17 protein-coding genes and 1 riboswitch are annotated in these 23,414 nt (G+C 68.9%); of the genes, 7 read left to right on the top strand and 10 right to left on the bottom strand.

The window, feature by feature from the left end; translation table 11 throughout:
- Positions 1–18: 18 nt before the first annotated feature.
- From IH68_RS0105220 to IH68_RS0105210, 3 genes are all read right to left on the bottom strand, one after another.
- Positions 19–1,038, bottom strand: coding sequence for a ribonucleotide-diphosphate reductase subunit beta (locus tag IH68_RS0105220; RefSeq protein WP_030929043.1), 1,020 nt, complete (start codon positions 1,036–1,038; stop codon positions 19–21).
- The gene (locus IH68_RS0105215; protein ID WP_030929039.1) at positions 1,038–3,410 is read right to left on the bottom strand and encodes a ribonucleoside-diphosphate reductase subunit alpha; all 2,373 of its coding nucleotides are present in this window, start codon (positions 3,408–3,410) and stop codon (positions 1,038–1,040) included. Before IH68_RS0105215 ends, IH68_RS0105220 begins: the two co-directional genes overlap by 1 nt.
- 145 nt (positions 3,411–3,555) lie before the next feature.
- Positions 3,556–3,638: riboswitch (cobalamin riboswitch) on the bottom strand.
- 87 nt (positions 3,639–3,725) lie between these two features.
- Positions 3,726–4,232 (bottom strand): GNAT family N-acetyltransferase, encoded by a 507-nt coding sequence (locus tag IH68_RS0105210; protein WP_030929036.1) that lies wholly within the window; start codon positions 4,230–4,232, stop codon positions 3,726–3,728.
- Positions 4,233–4,380: 148 nt separating this feature from the next.
- Between IH68_RS0105210 and IH68_RS0105205 the strand changes: the two genes are divergently transcribed.
- Positions 4,381–7,992, top strand: coding sequence for an ATP-binding protein (locus IH68_RS0105205; protein ID WP_030929033.1), 3,612 nt, complete (start codon positions 4,381–4,383; stop codon positions 7,990–7,992).
- Between the two features lie 64 nt (positions 7,993–8,056).
- On the opposite strand, the gene mctP is transcribed toward IH68_RS0105205, so the two are convergent.
- The 5 genes from mctP to IH68_RS0105180 form a co-directional block, all read right to left on the bottom strand.
- Positions 8,057–9,676, bottom strand: a complete 1,620-nt coding sequence (gene mctP / locus IH68_RS0105200; RefSeq protein WP_030929030.1) for a monocarboxylate uptake permease MctP — start codon at positions 9,674–9,676, stop codon at positions 8,057–8,059.
- Entirely contained in the window at positions 9,673–9,942 is a 270-nt protein-coding gene (locus tag IH68_RS0105195) for a DUF3311 domain-containing protein (protein ID WP_030929027.1), read from the bottom strand. The genes mctP and IH68_RS0105195 overlap by 4 nt, the downstream gene beginning before the upstream one ends.
- A 182-nt stretch (positions 9,943–10,124) precedes the next feature.
- On the bottom strand, positions 10,125–10,331 hold the full coding sequence (locus tag IH68_RS0105190; protein WP_030929024.1) for a YbdD/YjiX family protein: 207 nt from the start codon (positions 10,329–10,331) through the stop codon (positions 10,125–10,127).
- Positions 10,297–12,441: a carbon starvation CstA family protein gene (locus IH68_RS0105185; RefSeq protein ID WP_030929019.1), complete on the bottom strand. Its 2,145-nt coding sequence runs from the start codon at positions 12,439–12,441 to the stop codon at positions 10,297–10,299. The genes IH68_RS0105190 and IH68_RS0105185 overlap by 35 nt, the downstream gene beginning before the upstream one ends.
- Positions 12,442–12,646: 205 nt before the next feature.
- The gene (locus IH68_RS0105180) at positions 12,647–13,411 is read right to left on the bottom strand and encodes a GntR family transcriptional regulator (RefSeq protein WP_030929017.1); all 765 of its coding nucleotides are present in this window, start codon (positions 13,409–13,411) and stop codon (positions 12,647–12,649) included.
- A gap of 309 nt (positions 13,412–13,720) precedes the next feature.
- On the opposite strand from IH68_RS0105180, the gene IH68_RS0105175 reads away from it, so the two are divergent.
- The 4 genes from IH68_RS0105175 (at position 13,721) to IH68_RS0105160 (ending at position 18,444) form a co-directional block, all read left to right on the top strand.
- Positions 13,721–15,004 (top strand): extracellular solute-binding protein, encoded by a 1,284-nt coding sequence (locus IH68_RS0105175; RefSeq protein WP_030929015.1) that lies wholly within the window; start codon positions 13,721–13,723, stop codon positions 15,002–15,004.
- Positions 15,005–15,076: 72 nt separating this feature from the next.
- Entirely contained in the window at positions 15,077–16,066 is a 990-nt protein-coding gene (locus IH68_RS0105170; RefSeq protein ID WP_030929012.1) for a carbohydrate ABC transporter permease, read from the top strand.
- Entirely contained in the window at positions 16,063–16,947 is an 885-nt protein-coding gene (locus IH68_RS0105165) for a carbohydrate ABC transporter permease (protein ID WP_030929009.1), read from the top strand. Before IH68_RS0105170 ends, IH68_RS0105165 begins: the two co-directional genes overlap by 4 nt.
- 9 nt (positions 16,948–16,956) lie before the next feature.
- Positions 16,957–18,444 carry a glycoside hydrolase family 3 protein gene (locus IH68_RS0105160; protein ID WP_030929006.1) on the top strand — a complete coding sequence of 496 codons (1,488 nt, stop codon included), beginning with the start codon at positions 16,957–16,959 and terminating at the stop codon, positions 18,442–18,444.
- 137 nt (positions 18,445–18,581) lie between these two features.
- Here the strand turns inward: IH68_RS0105160 and nagB are convergent, their stop codons facing one another.
- Positions 18,582–19,367 carry a glucosamine-6-phosphate deaminase gene (gene nagB / locus IH68_RS0105155; RefSeq protein ID WP_030929003.1) on the bottom strand — a complete coding sequence of 262 codons (786 nt, stop codon included), beginning with the start codon at positions 19,365–19,367 and terminating at the stop codon, positions 18,582–18,584.
- Between the two features lie 236 nt (positions 19,368–19,603).
- Between nagB and IH68_RS0105150 the strand changes: the two genes are divergently transcribed.
- The gene (locus tag IH68_RS0105150) at positions 19,604–20,674 is read left to right on the top strand and encodes an SIS domain-containing protein (protein ID WP_030929000.1); all 1,071 of its coding nucleotides are present in this window, start codon (positions 19,604–19,606) and stop codon (positions 20,672–20,674) included.
- 521 nt (positions 20,675–21,195) lie between these two features.
- Positions 21,196–22,662 (top strand): sensor histidine kinase, encoded by a 1,467-nt coding sequence (locus IH68_RS0105145; protein ID WP_030928997.1) that lies wholly within the window; start codon positions 21,196–21,198, stop codon positions 22,660–22,662.
- Positions 22,663–22,851: 189 nt separating this feature from the next.
- Here IH68_RS0105145 and IH68_RS0105140 read toward each other — a convergent pair whose 3' ends face one another.
- Positions 22,852–23,109: a WhiB family transcriptional regulator gene (locus IH68_RS0105140; protein WP_016639615.1), complete on the bottom strand. Its 258-nt coding sequence runs from the start codon at positions 23,107–23,109 to the stop codon at positions 22,852–22,854.
- Positions 23,110–23,414: the final 305 nt, after the last annotated feature.

Below are 23,414 nucleotides of genomic sequence, written 5' to 3'. Positions count from 1 at the left end.
ATATCACAGCCGGGGCCGTCAGAAGTCCTCGTCGAGGTCGACCGTCCCCTCCACCGCCACCTGGTACGCCGAAGGGCGGCGCTCGAAGAAGTTGGTCAGTTCCTGGACGCCCTGCAACTCCATGAAGGAGAAGGGGTTTTCGGAGCCGTACACCGGGGCGAAGCCGAGGCGGGTGAGGCGCTGGTCGGCGACGCACTCCAGGTACTGGCGCATCGACTCCGTGTTCATGCCGGGCAGACCGTCCCCGCACAGGTCGCGGCCGAACTGCAGCTCGGCCTCGACGGCTTCCCTCAGCATGTCCGTCACCTGCTGCCGGAGCTCGTCGTCGAAGAGCTCCGGCTCCTCCTTGCGGACGGTGTCGACCACGTCGAACGCGAAGGACATGTGCATGGTCTCGTCGCGGAAGACCCAGTTGGTGCCCGTCGCCAGCCCGTGCAGGAGGCCCCGGCTGCGGAACCAGTAGACGTACGCGAAGGCGCCGTAGAAGAACAGGCCCTCGATGCAGGCGGCGAAGCAGATCAGGTTGAGCAGGAAGCGGCGGCGGTCGGCCTTGGACTCCAGGCGGTCGAGCTTGTCCACGGAGTCGATCCACTTGAAGCAGAACTGGGCCTTCTCGCGGATGGAGGGGATGTTCTCCACGGCCGCGAAGGCGGCGGCGCGGTCCTCCGGGTCGGGGAGGTAGGTGTCCAGGAGGGTCAGATAGAACTGGACGTGCACTGCCTCCTCGAACAGCTGGCGCGAAAGGTACAGGCGCGCCTCCGGGGAGTTGATGTGCTTGTACAGGGTCAGGACCAGGTTGTTCGCCACGATCGAGTCGCCCGTCGCGAAGAACGCGACCAGGCGGCCGATCAGGTGCTGCTCGGCGGGCGTGAGCTTCGCGAGGTCGGAGACGTCCGAGTGGAGGTCGACCTCCTCCACGGTCCAGGTGTTCTTGATGGCGTCCCGGTAGCGCTCGTAGAAGTCCGGGTAGCGCATGGGGCGCAGGGTCAGCTCGAAGCCCGGGTCGAGAAGGTTCTGGGTACGGGTGGTGCTGGTCATTACTGGCAGGCCTCGCAGGACTCGGGGTTTTCCAGGGAGCAGGCGACCGCATCGGGGTCGGCCGTCTGCTGGGCGGGGACGGTGGCTTGGGCGGCGCGGGCGATCCGGGTCGCCGGGCGGGAGCGCAGGTAGTACGTCGTCTTCAGACCCTGTTTCCAGGCGTACGCGTACATCGAGGAGAGCTTGCCGATGGTCGGCGTCTCCAGGAACAGGTTCAGGGACTGGGACTGGTCCAGATACGGGGTGCGGGCCGCCGCCATGTCGATCAGGCCGCGCTGCGGGATCTCCCACGCCGTGCGGTACAGGGCGCGTACGTCGGCCGGGATCCAGGCGAAGTCCTGCACCGAGCCGTTCGCCTCGCGCAGGGCCTCGCGGGTGCGGGCGTCCCAGACGCCGAGTGCCTTGAGGTCCTTCACCAGGTACGAGTTGACCTGGAGGAACTCGCCGGAGAGGGTCTCGCGCTTGAAGAGGTTGGAGACCTGCGGCTCGATGCACTCGTACACGCCCGCGATCGACGCGATGGTGGCGGTGGGGGCGATCGCGAGGAGGAGCGAGTTGCGCATGCCGACGGCGGCGATGCGGTCCCGGAGGGCTGCCCAGCGCTCCGGCCAGGTGAGTTCGGTGTCGTAGTGGTCGGGGTGCAGGACGCCGCGGGCCGTACGGGTCTTCTCCCAGGCCGGCAGCGGGCCGTTGCGCTCGGCGAGGTCCGCGGAGGCCTCGTACGCGGCGAGCATGATGCGCTCGGCGATCCGGGTGGAGAGGGCCCTGGCCTCGGGGGAGTCGAAGGGCAGACGGAGCTTGAAGAAGACGTCCTGGAGGCCCATCGCGCCGAGGCCGACGGGGCGCCAGCGGGCGTTCGACCGGCCTGCCTGCTCGGTGGGGTAGAAGTTGATGTCGACCACACGGTCCAGGAAGGTCACGGCCGTGCGGACCGTCTCGTCCAGCCGTTCCCAGTCCACATCACCGTTGACGACGAACGCTCCCAGGTTCACCGACCCCAGGTTGCACACCGCCGTCTCCCCGTCGTTCGTGACCTCCAGGATCTCCGTGCAGAGGTTGGAGGAGTGGACGACGTGGCCCGGCTCGGCCGTCTGGTTGGCGGTGCGGTTGGCGGCGTCCTTGAAGGTCATCCAGCCGTTGCCGGTCTGGGCGAGGGTGCGCATCATGCGGCCGTAGAGGTCGCGGGCCGGGATGGTCTTCTTCGCGAGTCCCGCCTCCTCTGCCTTGCGGTAGGCGGCATCGAACTCCTCGCCCCACAGGTCGACCAGCTCGGGCACGTCCGAGGGCGAGAACAGGGACCACACGGCGTCCTCGTTGACCCGGCGCATGAACTCGTCCGGGACCCAGTGCGCGAGGTTCAGGTTGTGCGTACGGCGGGCGTCCTCACCGGTGTTGTCGCGCAGCTCCAGGAACTCCTCGATGTCGGAGTGCCAGGTCTCCAGGTAGACGGCGGCCGCGCCCTTGCGCCGGCCGCCCTGGTTCACGGCGGCGACCGAGGCGTCGAGGGTCTTCAGGAACGGGACGATGCCGTTGGAATGGCCGTTGGTGCCGCGGATGAGGGAGCCGCGGGCGCGGATCCGGCTGTACGACAGGCCGATGCCGCCGGCGTGCTTCGAGAGGCGGGCGACCTGGTGGTAGCGGTCGTAGATGGAGTCCAGCTCGTCCAGCGGGGAGTCGAGGAGGTAGCAGGACGACATCTGGGGGTGCCGGGTGCCGGAGTTGAAGAGGGTGGGGGAGGAGGGGAGGTAGTCGAGGCGGCTCATCAGGCCGTAGAGCGCTGCGACCTCGTCCACGGACCGGCTCCCGGTCTTTGAATCGGACACAGCGTCCTCGGCCAGTCCGCTCGCCACCCTCAGCATGAAGTGCTGGGGCGTCTCGATGACCTTGCGGGTGATCGGGTGCCGCAGGAGGTAGCGGCTGTGGAGCGTGCGAAGGCCGAAGTAGCCGAAGCGGTCGTCGCCCTGGGCGTCGATCAGCGCGTCGAGCCGGGTCGCGTGGACGCGGACGAACTCCGCTGTGCGATCGGCGATGAGCCCCTCGCGGTGCCCGACGGCGACGGACTCCGTGAAGGACGTGACGCCTTGTGAGGCGGCCTCCGCGGCGATGCCGATCGTCAGCAGACGCGCGGCCAGCCGCGAGTAGGCGGGGTCATCCGAGATCAGACCGGCGGCCGCCTCCGTGGCCAGTTCGCGCAGCTCCGTCTCGTCCGCACGGGCGGACCGGCCGCGCAGCGCGGCGGCGGCGACCCGGCCGGGGTCGGCGTCGGGGAGGTCGGCGGTCAGCTCGGTCAGGGTCCGCAGCAGCGCGGCTCCGGGACCGGCGTCGGCCACGACGGCGTTTGCTGAAACCGGGTCTGCTGGCGCGATGGTCACGTGAGGCTCTCCCTCGCTCGGCACGGGGGCCTTGCGGAGGGCAGGGGGCAGTCACGAGCGCGCACGGCGTCGCGTCCACCGACCCACTCCACGAGGCCCGGACGTCAAAGCACCCGGGCCGGACGGGCCGGGCGCACTGTCGACAGGTCCTCGGACTGACGCCCATATGTGTGCGAACACGTATGGGTACACCGTTGCGGGACAGTTCCGGATTCGCACCGGATTCCCCTGCGGCGACAGCGAGCATGAGCATACATCTTGTGCCGGGTGAGGACAGCACCCCCATATGTTGTGTCGTGGTGACTTCGGAGCGTGTCAGAACGTCAACTGATAGGTGAGCAGCCGGATGTCGTCGTTCCCCGGAACCGGATGCCAGTCGCGCTCGGGGACGCGGACGAAGCCCAGCCGTTCGTAGATCCGGTGGGCGGCACGCATCGAGCCCTGGGTCGACAGGACCACGCCCGTGCGGCCGGTCGTGGCCCGGGAGCGGTCGATGCAGGCGCGCACGAGAGCCTCGCCGATGCCCCGGCCGCGGGCCGCCGGGGCGACGGCGAGCATGCGTATCTCGGTCTCCGAGGGCCCGGCCGTCTCGGACATGGGGCCGCCGGACGGCACGAAGGTCACGCCCCCGAGGACCCGGTCTTTCTCCACGGCGACCAGGACCTGAGCGTGGGCCGCCCGCTTGGCGACGTCCTTCAGCTCGCCGAGGTACCAGTCGCTGCCTTCGAAATCGAGCAGCCCGTCGCCGAGGTAGGCCTGGGCGGTGATCTCGCCGAGGGTCTCGTACTCGCCGGGCTCCGCCTGCCGGATCACGATGTCCATGGCACCGAGTCTGCCGGAGGGGTACGACAACGGGCCTCGGATTTCCGGGCCCGGTTGCGCAGTTCGCGGAGAGTGATTCCATGGAGGTAGGCAGCGGCGCCCGCGTGGTCCTCCGTCCCGAGAACCGATCTCGGAGGGAGAACGCACGATGACGAGGGTCGTCCGTCACCCGCCCGGCAGGGAGCGACCGCGCAACGCGCCGATGGCGACGCTGGATCTGAGACGGGCGGGGGGCCGGGTCAGGCAGGACCTGCTCGGCCACTGGCACGCCCTGACGATCCGTCTGGAGGCCCGCCGCGGCGCCCCTCGCCCCAGGAAGTGGCGCAGATGGTTCTCCTACACCAATGTCACCAGGGTTGTGTGGCTGGTCGCCGCCCTCTCCGTGCTCGCCTGGTGCGGGGAGGGCGTGTACATCCTGCTCGAGAGCGAATCGACCGGGTTCGAAAAGTGGCGAAACGATAACAACGGGTTCAAGACCCTCCTCCAGTTCCTCGGCCCCGTCCTCACCGCCTCCATCGCCGCCGCGCTCTTCCTGTTCTGCTGGTACGGCTGGACCAAGCGCCGTTACCTCGCCAAGGCGCGCCGTGATCCCCACAGACTCGTACTCACCGCCGGGCAGGGCAATGCCGAGATCGTGGGCCGCGAGGACGTCGCCCAGGTCATCGCGGAGCGGCTGCGGGAGCGCGACACCCGTCGGCCGTATCTCCTCGTCGGCGGTGTCGGCGTGGGGAAGACGGCCGTCCTCGTACGGCTCACCGAACTCCTGGCCCGGCAGCACGCCGTGCCCGTGCCGGTGCGGCTGAGGGACGCCGACGGCGCCGATCTGGACTTCGAGCACATGGCCAGGCGGCGGTTCGCCGAAGAGTCGCCCCAAGGCATTCTGGCGCGCAGCAAGACCGAGCGGGTCTGGCAGCAACTGCTCGCCGACGACAAGCCGGTCGTCATCGCCGACGGACTGGAGGAGGCCCTCCAGGACGAGGGTCTCCAGCAGGACCGGGACAACATCATCCGGCGGGCCATCGAGCGTGCCCGCGAGGAGAAGCTGCCGCTGGTCATCGCCTCCCGGCCGCACAGCCCACTGGAGAGCACCTGCGCCGCGATCGTGGAACTGGAGCCGCTGAGCGAGGAGGAGGCCCTGCACTTCGTCGAGGCGCATGTGCCGGAGACCGACGAGCGCCGGGTGGACTGGATCGTGGAGACGGCGGAGGTCACCGAGTCACCCGTCTATCTGCAGATCGCCCGTGAACTCCACTGCCACGGAGCCCTGGAGCACGACCGCCCGGACGACGATCCGCAGCACATGAACACACGCAGCCAGGATCGCGCGACGCTCAGGCTCTGGCTGCTGGAGACCTGGGCCGAGGCCCTGTGCGAGGGCAGGCTGCGTCAGGACGTTGCACTGACTCCGCGGGAGCGGCGCGACACCCTGGAAGTGGTGTCCGCCCTGGCCTGCATCGGACTGCTCCAGGACAACCTGGAGGTCGGTTTCGCGGAACTGCTCGACAGGGACGTACACGGAGGTCCGACCCAGCGCGTGAGGGTCCGGGCGGAGCACCTGTGGGCGACCCGGCGTGGCTTCGACCGGTACGGCAAGCACGGGAACGTCTTCTCCGGGTGGCACCGGCGGCAGATCTGGGACGCGCTCTGCGAGCGGCTCAGCGACGGGGGGAGCAGGCGGCTGCGCGAGGGAAACATGGACCAGTGCAACGCCGCCCTGGCCCGCTTCGTGGGCAACGCGGACAAGCTCGGGCTCGTCGAGGGCTTCGCGAAGAGAGTCCGGTTCCCGCACAGCATCATCCAGGCCTACCTGGGCTACCGCGTGCTGAACCACCTGGGCGAGCGGGGTGCGGGGGAACTGGTCGAGGAGGCGCTGCAACCGCCCGGTCCCAGCCGCGAACTGCTCATCGCCCTGGTGCTGTCGTCCCGTCGGCGGGCGGCGCAACGCACGCCCGGCGGAGGCGGGGTCCGGGCCGAGGTGAAGAAGGGGATCGAGGAACTGGTGCGGCAGTCACCCGTGCGGGGACGCACACTGGCCCACCGGCTCTGGACGGCCGCGAAGCGCCGCACGGACGACCCCAAGGCCCTCGACCTCTACGCGGCGGCCCTGGAGATCGAGAGCGCGGAGGCCCCCCCGAGACTGCTGAGCGACATCGTCACAACGGTGCGCCGCCGCTGGGCCGACTCCAAGGGAGACCAGCGCACCATCGAGGACGCGAAGCTGAGGCTGCTCAAGCAACTCGGCGCGGCGCTGCGGAAGGTCTCCGGCAGGATCGACACCACGCCGCTGTACTGGGAGCTCTTCCAGCTGGGCGTCGAAGAGCCGTCGTACTCCATACGTCTGGCCGTCGCCCAGGAGTTCGGCACCGGCGGCAACGAGGCGTTCGCCGCGATCCGTAAGGAGATCGGTCTGAACAGCGACCCCGAGAAGGAGTACGAGAAGAAGCTCTCCGACCTGAAAGCGGAGAAGAGACAGGCGTACAAGGAATGGAACGAGAGCATGGGGCAGGCGAGGGCCGCCGGCGCGACCTCACGGGCTGCCTCGTCCGAGCGCATCAGGCAGCTGCAGCAGAAGCGGCAGGAGAACAACCAGCGGTACCGGAACCAACGGATCGCCCTCTTCAGGCAGTTCGCGATGCGGGCACGGATGGTCCCCATGCTGCTGGGCTCGGTCGACGAGGCCCACCGTGACGAGGCCCGGGAGCGCCTCACCAAGTGGCTGCGCCATCTGGACCCGAAGTTCACCGGCGGCCCCCCTGACCTGCCGCTCGCCCTTGAGGCCGCGCTGGCCCAGGGCTTCAAGTACGCGGCCAACCGGCGCAAACGGCACCCGCACGCGTATCCGGGCGGTCGCGCGGACCTGATCCGGCAGGCGGAGACCGTGCTGCAGCAGTCCCGGAGCTGGTATGCGCAGCTGACCCTGCTCCAGGCGCTGTGCCTGTGGGAGCTCCCGGACAGCGTGGGCAGCCATGACCACGACCGTGCAGATCAGGATGGCGATCACGGCGGCACGCATGAGCCGTCCCGGACGATCGGCGGGGCGATGGCCGTGCAGACAGTGGGGCGCTGGCTGTCGATGGCGGGCACGGTGAACGCGGCGCCCGGCCGGTCCGGCGCGGACGGCGCCTCGACCCGCCGGTGCCTGCATCCGTTCGTCGCCGAGGCCGGCGACCTGGCGGCCCTCGCCCTGGAGACCGGGCAGCCCGAGCGCTTCCTCTGGATCGACGAGAAGGGTGTCGCCGACACCATCGGTTCCCGCACCACCAACTCCGCGGGATACCGCAAGCACAATCTGTGGATCCCGCCCTCGGCCGGGTGGAGCACCCTGGACCCGCGCGCCCAGCGCCTCGTCGCCGACGTCCTGGTCATGCTCAACCTCATCGAACGGGACGGGCACCCGGACGAGGTCGAGGAGCGCCTGGCCCGCGCCGAGCAGGCCGGCATGCCGCTCCCGCCGTGCATCCGTACGAACCGCGAGCCGCTGCAGCCCGGAATGAGGGCCGGTACTTCGGTGCCGCCCACACCCGGCAGCACCTGTCTGCCGGACTGCAAGTTCCAGCTGTGCCCGTACCCGCCCCGGGGCTGTGTCCCTCGGGGAGAGATCCGCGAGCCGTTCTGCCGCCAGCAGCAGGCCCTGCTGCCCGGGCGGGTGCGCCGTCTCCTCCCCAGGGGGCTGCGCAGGAAGACCCCACACTGGGTGGGCATGCGGGTGCGGGAACTGGATCGGTTCTGGGGCGAGATGGCCAAGCGCACACGCGGCTGACCGCCGTGCGGGTACGACAACGGGCCGCCGGATTTCTCCGACGGCCCGCTGATCGCCGTAACCGCTAGTGGGACGCCCCGGCGGTCGCCGGCGGGAGCTCCACCTGGACGCCCGGGTCGCCCGCGTCCGCCGTGTAGTCCTGCGGCTTCGTCTCGTCGACGCCCTCGGGGGCCTTCAGCGCCTTCAGGACGAACGTGAGAACCACCGTCACCAGCACGTTCAGCACGAACGACGTCAGGCCGATGTAGCCGATCTGGCCGATACCGGGGATCTCCGCGTTGGAGCCGCCGAAGTGCTTCTGGCCCGGGTTGGTCGGGGAGGCGACGCCGTACGCGGCGACCGTCCCGTAGACCATGCCGACCGCCCAGCCGGCGAGCAGCGCCCAGCGGTGGAACCAGCGCGTGAACAGGCCGCCGACCAGGGCCGGGAACGTCTGCAGGATCCAGATTCCGCCCAGCAGCTGGAAGTTGATCGCGACCGTCTTGTCCATCGTGAGGACGAAGACCAGGGCGCCGACCTTCACCAGCAGGGACACGAGCTTTGAGACCTTGGTCTCCTGCTCCGGCGTCGCGTCCGGCTTGATGAAGTCCTTGTAGATGTTGCGGGTGAAGAGGTTCGCGGCCGCGATGGACATGATGGCCGCGGGGACGAGTGCGCCGATGCCGATCGCCGCGAAGGCCACGCCCGCGAACCACGACGGGAACATGTTCTCGAACAACTGCGGAATGGCCAGCTGCCCGTTGGCGACCTTGACCCCGGCCGCGATCGCCATGAAGCCGAGCAGCGCAAGCAGGCCCAGCATCAGCGAGTACAGCGGAAGGATGGTGGTGTTGCGGCGGATCACGTCACGGCTCTTCGAGGAGAGGGTCGCGGTGATCGAGTGCGGGTACATGAACAGCGCGAGCGCGGAGCCCAACGCCAGCGTGGCGTACGTCCATTGGTTCGCCTCGGCCGGGACCAGTCCGCCCGCACCGGCCGCCGTGTACTTCCCGGCCGCCTTGGAGAAGATCTCGTCGAAGCCGCCGAGCTTGGTCGGGATGTAGATGATCGCGACGGCGATGACGATGTAGATCAGTGCGTCCTTGACGAACGCGATCAGCGCGGGCGCGCGCAGGCCCGACGAGTACGTGTACGCCGCCAGCACACCGAAGGCGATCAGCAACGGCAGGTCCTTCACGAACCAGTTGGAGTTCGCACTGCCGCCGACGCCCATGACGTCGAGGACCGCCTGGATGCCCACCAGCTGCAGGGCGATGTACGGCATCGTCGCCAGGATGCCGGTCACGGCCACCGCCAGCGACAGGCCCTTCGAGCCGAAGCGGCCGCGCACGAAGTCCGACGTGGTCACGTACCCGTGCCGGTGCGAGACCGACCACAGACGGGGCAGGAACGTGAAGATCAGCGGGTACACCAGGATCGTGTAGGGCACGGCGAAGAACCCGGCCGCGCCCGCCGCGTAGATCGCCGCGGGTACGGCGACGAAGGTGTACGCCGTGTACAGGTCGCCGCCGAGCAGGAACCAGGTGATCCAGGTGCCGAACGACCGGCCGCCCAGGCCCCATTCGTCGAGGCTCTGCTCGTTCTCGGCCTTGCGCCAGCGCGCGGCCAGGAAGCCCATGACCGTGACGGCCAGGAAGAAGAAGATGAAGACGCCGAGTGCGACGCCGTTCACGCCGTTGTTCATTCCGACGCACCGCCCTTCTGCGAGGCGGCGGCGCGGGCCCGCTGGTCACGCTGCCACAGCTTGTACGCCGTCATGGTCAGCGCCGTGGAGATCAGCACCCACAGCATCTGGTACCAGTAGAAGAACGGGATGCCGCCGAGCGCCGGGTCCGTCTTGGCGTAGGAGCCGACCCAGAGCATCGCCACGAAGGGCGCCACGAGACAGAGGGCGATGACCACGCGGACCGGTGTCACCACCGGTGGTCTCGCCTCGGACACATCTGACATAGCGGCTCCGTCCCCTCACCGATCACCTGTACCGATCACCTGTGATCACCTCTACTGATCACCTGTGTAACGCGCAGGCAATCTAGGTCACGGTGTCGCGAGAGCGGAAGACCTCGTCCGCATATCGGTATGTCGATTCTGTGAAGACCCGACATCGGTGCGACATCGGCCCGACATCGCTGTCAGCAGCAACGGAAACCCTGCCGCGGATCCTCCTCCTGACGGTCCGTCCGCATCCGCTCGAACTCGCGTCGGGACGGCACCTCCGTGCCCGGACGGGTCTTGCGCAGATGCGCGACATAACGGTCGTACGCAGACTCGTCCGTCAGCTCCCGCACATACCAGCGCACACTCCTAATCGCCCGGCGCAGCAGTACCGACGACCGCACGGCGCTCCTCCTCCTTCTCCTCCCGGGTGGGGATCAGCCCCGCCGGGGCGGTGATCCGCGACTCGACGTACGGCGACTCGCTCAGCGAGGAGAGGGCCGGCCGACGGATGTGCCGGATGCAGACCCGCAGCGCGTCCGCGATCACCACGACGATCAGGACGGCCAGGACCGCCGAAAGGACGCCGTCCACCGTGGAGTTGGTGACCACGGTGTGCATGTCGTCCAAGCTCTTGGCGGGCGGCAGCACCTTCCCGGCGTCGATCGCGTCCTGGAACACGGACCGCTGCTTGAAGAACCCGACCTTGGGATCGCTGGAGAACACCTTCTGGTAGCTGGCCGTCAATGTCACGGTCGCGTCCCAGGCCAGCGGAATGCCGGTGATCCAGGCCCACTTGAGGCGTCCCGACTTCACCAGCAGGGTCGTGCAGACGGCCAGCGCGACCGCGGCGAGCAGCTGGTTGGAGATGCCGAAGATCGGGAACAGCTGGTTGATGCCGCCGAGGGGCTCGTGCACGCCCACCCACAGGAAGTACCCCCACAGCGCGCACACGGCCGCGCTGGTGATGACCAGGCCCGGCTTCCAACTCACGTTCCTGAACGGCCGGATGACGTTGCCCAGCATGTCCTGCAGCATGAACCGGCCCACCCGCGTACCGGCATCCAGCGCGGTCAGGATGAACAGCGCCTCGAACATGATCGCGAAGTGGTACCAGAAGGCCCTGAGGCTCCCGCCGGTGACCTTGGAGAAGATCTCCGAGACACCGATGGCAAGCGTGGGCGCGCCGCCGGTGCGGGAGAGCAGGGTCGACTCCTCGACGTTCTTCGCGGCCTGGGCGAGGTCGGCGGGGGAGATGTGGTAGCCCCAGCCGGTCACCACCTGCGAGGCGTTCTGCACGGTGGTGCCGATCGCGCCGGACGGTGCGTTCATCGCGAAGTACAGCCCCGGATCGATGATGCTCGCCGCGACCAGCGCCATGATCGCGACCGACGACTCCATCAGCATGGAGCCGTAGCCGATCATCCGGACCTGCGTCTCCTTCTGGATCATCTTCGGCGTCGTGCCGGAGGAGATGAGGGAGTGGAAGCCCGACAGGGCCCCGCAGGCGATGGTGATGAAGACGAAGGGGAACAGGGACCCCGCGAAGACCGGGCCGTCGCCGCGCGAGGCGAAGTCCGTCACCGCGTCCATCTTCAGCGTCGGCAGGGCGACGACCACACCCAGGGCCAGCAGCGCGATTGTGCCGATCTTCATGAAGGTGGACAGGTAGTCGCGGGGCGCGAGCAGCATCCACACCGGCAGGATCGAGGCGATGAAGCCGTACGCCACCAGCCAGACGACCAGGGTCGAGGGCGCGAGGGTGAACGTGCCGGCCCACGACGACTCGGCGACCCAGCGTCCCGCGACCAGCGCGAGCAGCAGCAGGGCCACCCCGATCAGGGAGACCTCGGCGACCCGGCCGGGGCGAAGTACCCGCAGATAGAAGCCCATCAGCAGGGCGATCGGGATGGTCATCGCGATGGAGAAGGTGCCCCACGGCGAGGCGGCGAGGGCGTTGACGATGACCAGCGCCAGCACCCCCAGCAGGATGATCATGATGGCGAAGGCGGCGATCAGCGCGGCCGCCCCGCCGAAGGGGCCGATCTCCTCGCGGGCCATCTGACCGAGCGAACGGCCGTCCCTGCGCGTGGAGAAGAACAGCACCACCATGTCCTGGACCGCGCCCGCGAAGACGACGCCGGCGATGATCCAGATGGTGCCGGGCAGATAGCCCATCTGCGCGGCCAGCACCGGTCCGACCAGGGGTCCGGCACCGGCGATCGCCGCGAAGTGGTGGCCGAGCAGGACGCGGCGGTCGGTGGGGTGGAAGTCGATGCCGTTGTCGAGGCGTTCGGCCGGGGTGGCCCGGGTGCCGTCGACCTTGAGCACCTTGTGCGCGATGAACTTCGCGTAGAAGCGGTAGGCGATCGCGTACGAGCCGAGGGCGGCCGCGACCATCCAGGCGGCCGAGACGTTCTCGCCCCGGGAGAGCGCGAGCACGGACCAGCCCGCCGCTGCGACCAGGGCGACGAGGGTCCAGATGACGATGGAGCGGACGTTCGCGGTACGCACGAGGCGGTCCTCCCGTCCAGACGGAGTCGGGAGGACCGTAGAACAGGAGCGGCGACAGCGCTACACCGCGTGCAGTGCGCTCCGCTGGGGGCGCCGTGGGGTTGTTGTGCGTCTGCGGCGCCGTTGTGGCTGGTCGCGCCCACGCGGCGGAGCCGCATATCGGACACAGGCCCGCGCCCCTCTGGGGCGCTGCCCTGCCCCAGGGTCAGTCGGCAGGGCGCTTCAGCCGGGCCACGAACTTGTACCGGTCCCCCCGGTACACCGACCGCACCCACTCCACCGGCTCGCCCGTCTTGTCGTACGAGTGGCGGGAGAGCATCAGCATCGGCAGGCCCACGTCCGTGCCGAGCAGGCCCGCCTCGCGCGGGGTGGCCAGGGAGGTCTCGATGGTCTCCTCGGCCTCGGCGAGATGGACGTCGTAGACCTCGGCCAACGCCGTGTAGAGGGACGTGTACTTCACCAGCGAGCGGCGCAGGGCCGGGAAGCGCTTGGCGGAGAGGTGGGTCGTCTCGATGGCCATCGGCTCGGCGTTGGCCATGCGCAGGCGTTCGATACGGAGCACCCGGCCGCCGGCCGTGATGTCGAGGAGCTCGGCGAGGCGGTCGTCGGCGGTGATGTAGCCGATGTCCAGCAGCTGCGAGGTGGGCTCCAGGCCCTGGGCGCGCATGTCCTCGGTGTACGAGGTGAGTTGGAGCGCCTGGGACACCTTCGGCTTGGCGACGAAGGTGCCCTTGCCCTGGATGCGTTCGAGGCGGCCCTCGACGACGAGCTCCTGCAGGGCCTGCCGCACCGTCGTGCGCGAGGTGTCGAACTCGGCGGCGAGGGTGCGCTCGGGCGGTACCGGGGTGCCGGGCGACTGCGTCTCCGTCATGTCGAGCAGATGCTTCTTCAGGCGGTAGTACTTGGGCACGCGCGCGGTACGGACACCTGCCCCGCCCTCGGTCTCCGCACTGCTGACGTCGCTGCTCATGCTCTGCCTTCCCGGCTCCGGATGCGGGTCACTTCGTGATCCCTTCTGTATACCGTCGCCAGCTCTTTTGGTCTAGTCCACGGAGGGCCAAGTGGTCTAGCGGACGAGAGTACTCCGGCACCGCTGATTTCGCTGCCTTCTTACTTAAAGGTTCCTGCATATGTAGGTCGCATAACGGCTGGTCAGAGCCGTTTCGAGCACCCTTGACAGGCTCCCTGGTCTGGTCCAAGCTCCCGGTACTGGTCTACACCATTGGTTCAGGTCCCGGCGCATGAGCGGGGAGGTGTGGGCATCCCTGAGGAGGGTGGCGTGAAGCGCAAGCTCATAGCCGCGATCGGTATCGCGGGCATGATGGTCTCCATCGCGGCGTGTGGCAGCAGCGACGGCAAGGGTTCTTCCAACAGCGGCGCGGACGCCAAGGAGCTGACCGTCTGGCTCACCGTCGACGCCCAGAACAACTGGCCGAACCTGGTGAAGGCCGCCGACGCGGCCGTCCAGAAGAAGCACCCCGGCATCAAGATCAACCACGAGTACTACGGCTGGCCGGACAAGAACACCAAGCTCGACGCGGTCCTCGCCACCGACAAGGCCCCCGACGTGGTCGAGATGGGCAACACCGAGATGCTGGGCTACATGGTCAAGGGCGCCTTCGCCCCCCTGGACCCGGCGAAGTTCACCAACTCCGCCGCCTGGCTGGACGGCCTCAAGGCCTCGGTGACCTACGGCGGCAAGACCTACGGCGTGCCGTACTACGCGGGCGGCCGGGTCGGCAACTGGCGCAAGGACGTCTTCGCCTCGGCGGGCGTCAAGTCCACGCCGAAGACGTACGCCGAGCTCACCGCCGACCTCGACAAGGTGCAGAAGAAGGAGGGGAACAAGTTCTCCGCCTGGTACCAGCCCACCCGTGACTGGTACGCGGCCATGTCCTTCGTCTACGACGCCGGCGGCTCCATCGCCAAGGAGGAGGGCGGCCAGTGGAAGGCCAACCTCTCCTCGCCCGAGTCGGTCAAGGGACTCACCGAGTTCAAGAACGTCGTCGACAAGTACATGCACGGCGACAAGACCAAGGACGAGTCCGACCGTTACATCGTCTACGGCCAGGGCAAGTCCGGAATGATCTTCGGCGCCGCCTGGGAGGGCGCGACCTCGGCCGACCCGAAGAACGACAAGACCGGCAAGCTCAAGGACAACCTCGAGAACTTCGTGGTCCCCGGCCCGTCCGGCAAGAACCTCCCGGTCTTCCTGGGCGGCTCCGACCTCGCCGTCCCGGTCAAGTCCAAGGCGCAGGCCGTCGCCGCCGAGTGGATCAACGCGTTCACCGGCCCCTCCGGTCAGAAGGGCCTGATGGCCAAGGGCAACCTGCCCAACAACAAGACCGACCTCGCGACGCTGAAGAACGACCCCGCGACGGCGGTCCCGGCCACTGCGGCCGAGTCCAACTGGTTCGTGCCGATGGCCCCCGGCTGGGGCCAGGTCGAGAAGGCGCAGGTCCTGCAGACCATGCTGCAGGACATCGGCACCGGCAAGAAGTCGGTCGAGGCCGCCGCCAAGGACGCGGACGCCGCGATCGACAAGGTCATCAACACCAAGTGACCTGCAAGCGGGGTTCCGCCTGGGCGGAACCCCGCTCTCCGTACGACCTGAGGGACCGCTGAGGAGCGCGCGATGAGTGCCGCAGACACGACCACCCCTGCCAAGGTGCCGCCGCCGCGGCAGGCGCCGCCACCCCCGCCGGTCGCCAGGAACCCACGCAGAGCCCGGACTTCGGGCGGCGCGGCCACCCCGTGGCTGCTGCTCGCCCCCTGTCTGCTGATCCTGGGCCTGGTCCTCGGCTATCCGCTGGTCCGCCTCGTCACCCTCTCCTTCCAGAAGTTCGGCCAGTCCCAGCTGTGGGGCTTCCTGCCGGCCGAATGGGTCGGGTTCGACAACTTCACCGGGGTGCTGGGCGACGGCGAGTTCTGGCAGGTCGTGCTGCGCACGATCGTCTTCGCGGGCGGCTCGGTCGTCTTCACGATGGTGCTGGGCATGCTGATCGCCCTGCTCCTGCAGCGGGTCTCCGGCTGGATGAAGACGCTGGTCAACATCGTGCTGGTGGCCAGCTGGGGCATGCCCATCATCGTGGCCACCACCGTCTTCAAGTGGCTGTTCGACGCCGACTACGGCATCCTCAACGCCCTGCTCAGCAAGCTGCCCGGCGTCGAGCTGATCGGCCACAACTGGTTCGCCAGCGGCCCGCAGGGCCTCGCCGTCATCATGCTCCTGGTGGTCTGGGGCGCCGTCCCCTTCGTCGTCATCACGCTCAGCGCCGGCCTCACCCAGGTCCCCGCCGAACTGGAGGAGGCGGCCCGCCTCGACGGCGCGGGCTCCTGGGGCGTCTTCCGGTACGTCACCCTGCCCATCCTCAAGCCGATCATCGTGATGCTCACGACCCTGTCGGTCATCTGGGACATGGGCGTCTTCCCGCAGGTCTTCGTGATGCGAAACGGCCACCCGGAGGCGGAGTTCCAGCTCCTCACCACCTACTCCTACGACCGTGCCTTCGTCGTCAACGACTATGCGCAGGGCTCCGCGATCGCCCTGATCACCGTGGTGCTGCTGCTCGGCGTGGTCGCCGTGTACATGCGCCAGATGCTGAAGATCGGAGAGGTCGAATGAGCGCGATCACCACCGGGGGACCCGCGACCACCACGGGGGGACCCGCGACCACCGCCGGGCGACCCCGGAAGACGAAGGCCGGCTGGAACCTCCTCGGTCTCCTGGTCTTCCTCACCGCCGGCTTCCCCGTCTACTGGATGCTCAACACGGCCATCAAGCCGGCCAAGGACACCATCGACCCCGACCCCAGCCTGTTCCCGACCGGCTTCACCCTCGACAACTTCCGCCGGGCGCTGGCCATCGCGGACTTCTGGGGCCCGGTCGGCCGCAGCCTGATCGTCTCCGTCTCGGTCGTGGCGATCGGCATCGTCGTCGGGATGCTGGCGGCGCTCGCCATCTCCCGGTTCGCCTTCCGCGGCCGCAAGATCGTGATCGTCGGCATCCTCGCGGTCCAGATGGTCCCGTTGGTCGCCATGATCATCCCGATCTTCCTGCTCCTCAACGACCTTGAGCAGTACGACAAGCTGTCTGGCCTGATCATCACGTATCTGACCTTCATCCTCCCCTTCACGGTGTGGACGCTGCGCGGCTTCATCGTCAACATCCCGAAGGAACTGGAAGAGGCGGCGATGGTCGACGGCTGCAGCCGTACGGGCGCCTTCATCCGGGTCGTCTTCCCCCTCCTGGCCCCCGGCATGGTCGCCACCTCGGTCTACGGCTTCATCCAGGCCTGGAACGAATACCTCTACGCCCTGATGCTGCTCAGCCAGAAGAACCAGACCGCGACCGTCTGGCTCGGCAACTTCACCACCAAGCACGGCACCGAATACGCCCCGATGATGGCCGGAGCCACGATGATGGCCGTGCCGATCGTCGTCCTGTTCCTCCTCGTCCAGCGCAAGATGGCCGCGGGCCTGACCGCCGGCGCAGTGAAGGGATAACGCCACCCGATGACGACATTCGCCAGCGGTACGGACACTCTGACGCGCGACGCCCTGACGGTCCTGCAGCCGGGCTTCACCGGCACCACCGCCCCCGACTGGCTGCTGCGGCGCCTGGGCGAAGGTCTCGCCTCCGTCGGCCTGTTCGGCCGCAACATCGCCTCGCCCGATCAACTGGCCGCTCTGACCGCCCAGTTGCGCGCCGAACGTGACGACGTCCTCGTCGCCATCGACGAGGAGGGCGGCGACGTCACCCGCCTCGAGGTCCGCAACGGCTCCTCCTTCCCCGGCAACAACGCGCTGGGCGCCGTGGACGACGTCGAGCTGACCAGGGAGGTGGCCGCCGAACTCGGCCGCCGCCTCGCCGCCTGCGGCGTCAACCTCAACTGGGCCCCGTCGGCCGACGTGAACTCCAACCCGTCCAACCCTGTGATCGGCGTACGCTCCTTCGGCGCCGACACCGACCTGGTCGCCCGCCACACGGCGGCCTATGTGACGGGCCTCCAATCTGCCGGAGTCGCCGCCTGCACCAAGCACTTCCCGGGCCACGGCGACACGGCCGTCGACTCCCACCACGCGCTCCCGCGCATCGACGTGGACACATCGGTACTCCAGTCCCGCGAACTGGCCCCGTTCCGCGCGGCGATCGCGGCCGGAACCCGCGCGGTGATGAGCGCGCACATCCTGATCCCCGCCCTGGACCAGGACCACCCGGCGACCCTCTCGCCGCGCATGCTCACGGAGTTGCTCCGCGGCGAACTCGGCTACGCCGGCCTCATCGTCACCGACGGCATGGAGATGCAGGCCATCGCGGGTACGTACGGAATCGAGCGCGGCAGCGTCCTCGCCGTGGCCGCCGGCGCCGACGCGATTTGTGTGGGCGGCGGCCTCGCCGACGACGAGACGGTACGACGCCTGCGCGACGCTCTCGTCTCGGCGGTCCGCACCGGCGAACTCCCCGAGGAACGCCTGGCGGACGCGGCGGAACGGGTCCGGGCGCTGGCCCGCTGGACCGCCGCCGCGGCGGCAACGGACACGGAACGCACCCCCGACACCGAGGTGGGCCTCCGCGCAGCCCGCCGCGCCCTGAGGACGACCGCTGCGGAGCCCTTCACCCCGCTCACCGAACCGCCCTACGTCGCCGCCCTCACCCCCGTCGCCAACATCGCGGTCGGCGACGAGACCCCCTGGGGCGTCGCGGCGGAACTCTTCCGCCTCCTCCCCGGCACGGAGACGGGCAGCTTCGCCGGCGAGGACGCGGGCCGCACCGCCCTGGCCGCGGCCGGCCCCCGCCGCATCGTGGCCGTAGTCCGCGACGAACACCGCCACCCCTGGATGGCATCCGCCCTGGACACCCTGCTGTCGGCCCGCCCCGACACGATCGTGGTGGAGATGGGCCTCCCTCAGGCCACTCCCCGAGGCGCCCTCCACATCGCCACTCACGGCGCGGCCCGGGTATGCGGACGAGCGGCGGCGGAGGTCATCGCGGGGGAGTAGCAGCTACGACGCCGAAGGCGCCGGGCCCTTTCAAGGGACCGGCGCCTGCCGCGCCCTTCAGGGGCGCGGGGAACTGCGCGAGCAACCCACCTCGGCCCGCAGTCCGCAGACTACAAAACTCGGCAGACGAAACCCGGCTAAATCCCCTGCCAGGCGGGCTTGTTGACATACGTGTGCCGGAAGTAATCCGCAAACTTCAGCTTGGACGCGGCCGCCTCATCGACAACAACCGTCGCATGCGGATGCATCTGCAGCGCCGAGGCGGGGCACACCGCAGCCACCGGCCCCTCAACAGTGGCGGCGACCGCGTCGGCCTTCCCCTCACCGGTCGCCAGCAGCACCAGATGCCGCGCCTCGAGAATCGTCCCGATCCCCTGAGTGATCACGTGATGCGGCACCTGCTCGATGTCCCCGTCGAAGAACCGCGCATTGTCGACCCGGGTCTGCTCGGTCAGCGTCTTGATCCGGGTCCGCGAGGCCAACGAGGAGCACGGCTCGTTGAACCCGATGTGCCCGTCGGTCCCGATCCCGAGCAACTGCAGATCCACCCCGCCGGCCTCGGCCAACGCCGTGTCGTACGCGGCACACGCCAACTGCACGTCCTCGGCCGTCCCGTCGGGCCCCATGAACGCGTCCATCCCGATCCCGAGCGGCTCCAGCACCTCACGCCTGAGCACCGAACGGTACGACTCCGGATGCTCGGCCGGCAGCCCCACATACTCGTCGAGCTGCGCGATCCGCGCCCGCGAGGCGTCCACGGCACCGGAGCGCACCTTGGCCGCGAGCGCCTCGTAGATGGGCAGCGGGGTGGAGCCGGTGGCCACGCCCAGCAGCGCCGCGGGCTTGCGCCTCAGAAGCTGCGCCATGGCCTCGGCAATGAGCTCGCCGCCCGACTTGGCGTCCGGAACGATGACAACTTCCACGCTGGCCTGCCGATCTGAAGAAACGGTCCGTAGAGGGGGGCTCAACCGGCACCCGGAACGGGCTATGTGGTTTAGACCAATCTAACAGAGTCGCCCCTTGTGGCCCAGGTCGAGTGGGGTCATCGTCTTTCCATGCGGAGGACAGACGCCATTCGCCGTGGGGGAGTCGAATGGGGCCGGTACTGCCCTGCGCAGCACCTCGCAGCACTGCGCAACCGACCCGGAAGGACCCCACCATGACCGCCGCGACACCGGACCCCCCGACCGACGTCCCGGGCCGGATCATGGCCCGCGAGATGGCCGAGCAGCCCGCCGTGCTGCGCCGCCTCCTGGAGGAGGGCGCCCCCGGCATCCGGCAGGTGGCCCAGGACATCGCCGCCCGCAAACCCCGCTTCGTCCTGCTGACCGCCCGCGGCACCTCCGACAACGCCGCCCTCTACGCCAAGTACCTCCTGGAGATCCGCCTCGGCCTGCCCTGCGGCCTCACCTCGATGTCCACCACCACGGCGTACGGCGCCCGCCCGGACCTCACCGACGTCCTCGTCGTCACCGTCAGCCAGTCCGGCGGCTCCCCCGACCTGGTGGCCTCGACCCGCGCCGCCCGCGAGGCCGGTGCGATCACCCTGGCCGTGACCAACAACCCCGGCTCACCGCTGGCCGGCGTCTCCGAGTACCACGTCGACATCATGGCCGGGCCGGAGAAGGCCCTCCCCGCGACCAAGACCTATACGGCCTCCCTCCTCGCCCTCTACCTCTTCGTCGAGGGCCTGCACGGCGGCGACGGTGCCCCCGCGAAGGCGCTGCCGGACCTCGCCGAGCAGCTGCTCGCCCGGCAGGACGAGATCCGCGCCCTCGCGGCCCGCTACCGCTTCGCCGAACGCATGGTCATCACCTCCCGCGGCTACGGCTATCCCACGGCCAAGGAGGCCGCCCTCAAGCTCATGGAGACCAGCTACATCCCCGCCCTCTCCTACTCCGGCGCCGACCTCCTGCACGGCCCCCTCGCCATGGTCGACAACGTCTCCCCGGTCATCGCGGTGGTCACCGACGGCAAGGGCGGCGAGGCCCTCCAGCCCGTTCTCGACCGGCTGCGCGGCCGCGGCGCAGACCTGTTCGTCGTCGGCCCCGCGCACCAGGTCGAGCAGGCCTCGGCCGGCTTCGTCCTGCCCACCGAGGGCGTGGCCGAGGAGGTCCAGCCGATCCTGGAGATCATCCCGCTCCAGCTCCTGGCCCACGAGATCACCATCGCCCGCGGCCAGGACCCGGACGCCCCGCGCGCGCTGGCGAAGGTGACGGAGACGCACTGAGCCCCACCGCGGTTCCGGCAGCAGCTGCCCGCGGCCCCGCCGGACGCCCTGCGTGTCCTGCAGGGCCGGATGCGAGCCGCGAGGAGCTGGAAGCGTCCGCGGAAATTGCCATGCCCATCTGGCCCCGCACATGAACCCACACGGGTTAGGCTGCGTGGTGGACACCAGGGCGTCCAACCTGTTGGAGTCGGGCCGGGAAATAACAACAACGAACAGGCTCCAACGCATGGACACGCATAGTGGTCTAGTCCACAATTGAAGTGGTGAGACTTCCGTCTTCCCCGCACAGGAAGACGGACGGAGGATCCGGAGCTCTCTGCCCTGACTGCCCCGGCTCCTCATCCTTCGGCCATCCGGGACCGCACACCCCGCGGCCGATATTGCTCCGGGCTGCGGTGCCGGGAGGGTTGAGGGTCCCTCCCAGGCGCCGCGGCCCGCGGGTGTTCTCAGGGCCTGTACGGACCTCCGGTCGTATTTAGGACCTGCACATACCCCCAGGTACGCTCACACACGTGCCCTCCATGAACGAACTGGTCCGCCAGCACACCGCCCTCGACGACTCCGACCTCGAGTGGCTCCATCTGCTGGTCTCGGAGTGGCAGCTGCTGTCCGACCTCTCCTTCGCCGACCTCGTCCTGTGGGTCCCCACCCGCGACGGCACACGCTACGTCTCCGTCGCCCAGATGCGCCCCAACACGGGCCCCACCTCCTACCAGGACGACATGGTCGGCCACCTCGTCCCGCGCGGCCGCCGCCCCATGCTGGACGCGGCGCTGGACGAAGGCCGGATCGTGCGCGAGGGCGATCCCGAGTGGCGCGAGGAGGTCCCCGTGCGGGTCGAGTCGATCCCCGTACGGCGGGACGGACGCGTCCTCGGCGTCATCGCGCGCAACACCAACCTCCTGACCGTGCGCACCCCGAGTCGCCTCGAACTGACGTATCTGCAGAGCGCCTCGGACCTGGCGCAGATGATCGCGGCCGGTTCCTTCCCGTTCGCGAACCAGCAGATGGACATGGATGCCGCGCCGCGCGTCGGCGACGGCCTGATCCGCCTCGACGCGGACGGCATCGTCCAGTACGCCTCCCCGAACGCACTGTCTGCGTACCACCGCATGGGCCTCGCCTCCGACCTCGTCGGCCAGCACCTCGGCAAGACCACCGCCGAACTCGCCCCGACCCGCGGCCCGGTGGACGAGGCGCTGTCCAAGGTGGCCAGCGGCTGGGCGCCCCGCGAGTTCGAGATCGAGGCCAGGGACGGGGTCATCCAGTTCCGCGCGATCCCGCTCAAGCCCAAGGGCACCCGCATCGGTTCGCTGGTCCTGCTCCGCGACGTCACCGAACTGCGCCGCCGCGAGCGCGAGTTGATCACCAAGGACGCGACCATCCGGGAGATCCACCACAGGGTGAAGAACAACCTCCAGACGGTCGCGGCCCTGCTCCGCCTGCAGGCCCGGCGCATCGAGTCCGACCGCGGCCGGGAGGCGCTCGAAGAAGCCGTCCGCCGTGTCGGATCGATCGCAATCGTGCACGAGACGCTCTCCCAGAACCTCGACGAGCGAGTGGAGTTCGACGAGATCGCCGACCGGGTGCTGGCCATGGTCGCGGAGATCTCGCCGGGCAAGGTCACCGGCCGGCGCAGCGGCCGCTTCGGCATCCTGGACGCCGAGGTGGCCACCCCGCTGTCCATGGTCCTGACGGAAATCCTGCAGAACGCGCTCGAACACGGCTTCCGCGAGGGCGACACCGGCACGGTCGAGGTCTCAGCGGTCCGCGGCGGCACGACAAAGGAGGCCCGTCTCCTGGTCACCGTCCAGGACGACGGCGTCGGCCTGCCCGAGGGCTTCGACCCGCACACCGCCGGCAACCTGGGGCTGCAGATCGTACGGACCCTGGTGGAGGGGGAGTTGGGCGGCACGTTCGACATGGTCCCGGCGCCGGAGCGGGGGACGCGGGTGATCCTCGACGTTCCGGTGCAGGCGAACAAGTAGCGCCGTACACACGAGGTGCCGTACGACAGGTCCGTGCACAGCAAGAAGCCCCGGACCGTTCCAGGTCCGGGGCTGAAATGCTCGTTGCCAGCTTGTGCTGCGCATCGGGGGTACTGCGCGCTGCGGCTCGGGGGCGGGAGATGCGTACTCGCTGTACGCGCCGCCAAGCTCAGGCTGCGGGGCGGGTTGTCAGGCGGAGGCCTGACGGGCCCGGTTGCGGGCGGCACGGCGCTTCATGGCGCGACGCTCGTCCTCGCTGAGACCACCCCAGACGCCGGAGTCCTGGCCGGACTCGAGCGCCCACTGCAGGCACTGCTCCATGACGGGGCAGCGGCGGCAGACGGCCTTGGCTTCCTCGATCTGCAGCAGCGCAGGACCGGTGTTGCCGATGGGGAAGAAGAGCTCGGGGTCTTCCTCGCGGCAAACGGCGTTGTGACGCCAGTCCATGGCTGCTACCTCTCCTTGGTATTACATGCGGGTTGCTTGTGAATGTGAACGCTTTCACGAATCCCTCAACAAGTGAAGGGCCGAGCGCCAGGTTCCCTGGCGAGGTCCTGTGATTTGGAGAGGGGTTCCGGTGATCTGTTGAGGCCGGTGTTGCGGGCCGTCCCGATCGCCACGTAGAGACTCGCAAACCTCAGCGGCGGATACAACCCCTTCCGGAAAGTTTTTTTTGATTCCTCGGTGTCGACTAGGTCACAGCCGTACTTCCATGGGGTGGATCCTGGCCTAAACGTTCGAGTGAAAGGACT

The sequence above is a fragment of the Streptomyces sp. NRRL S-646 genome, assembly GCF_000720765.1.
Taxonomy (GTDB): Bacteria; Actinomycetota; Actinomycetes; order Streptomycetales; family Streptomycetaceae; genus Streptomyces.
Note: the sequence above shows the minus strand (reverse complement) of the source record. Positions and strands in the feature narration are given on the sequence as shown.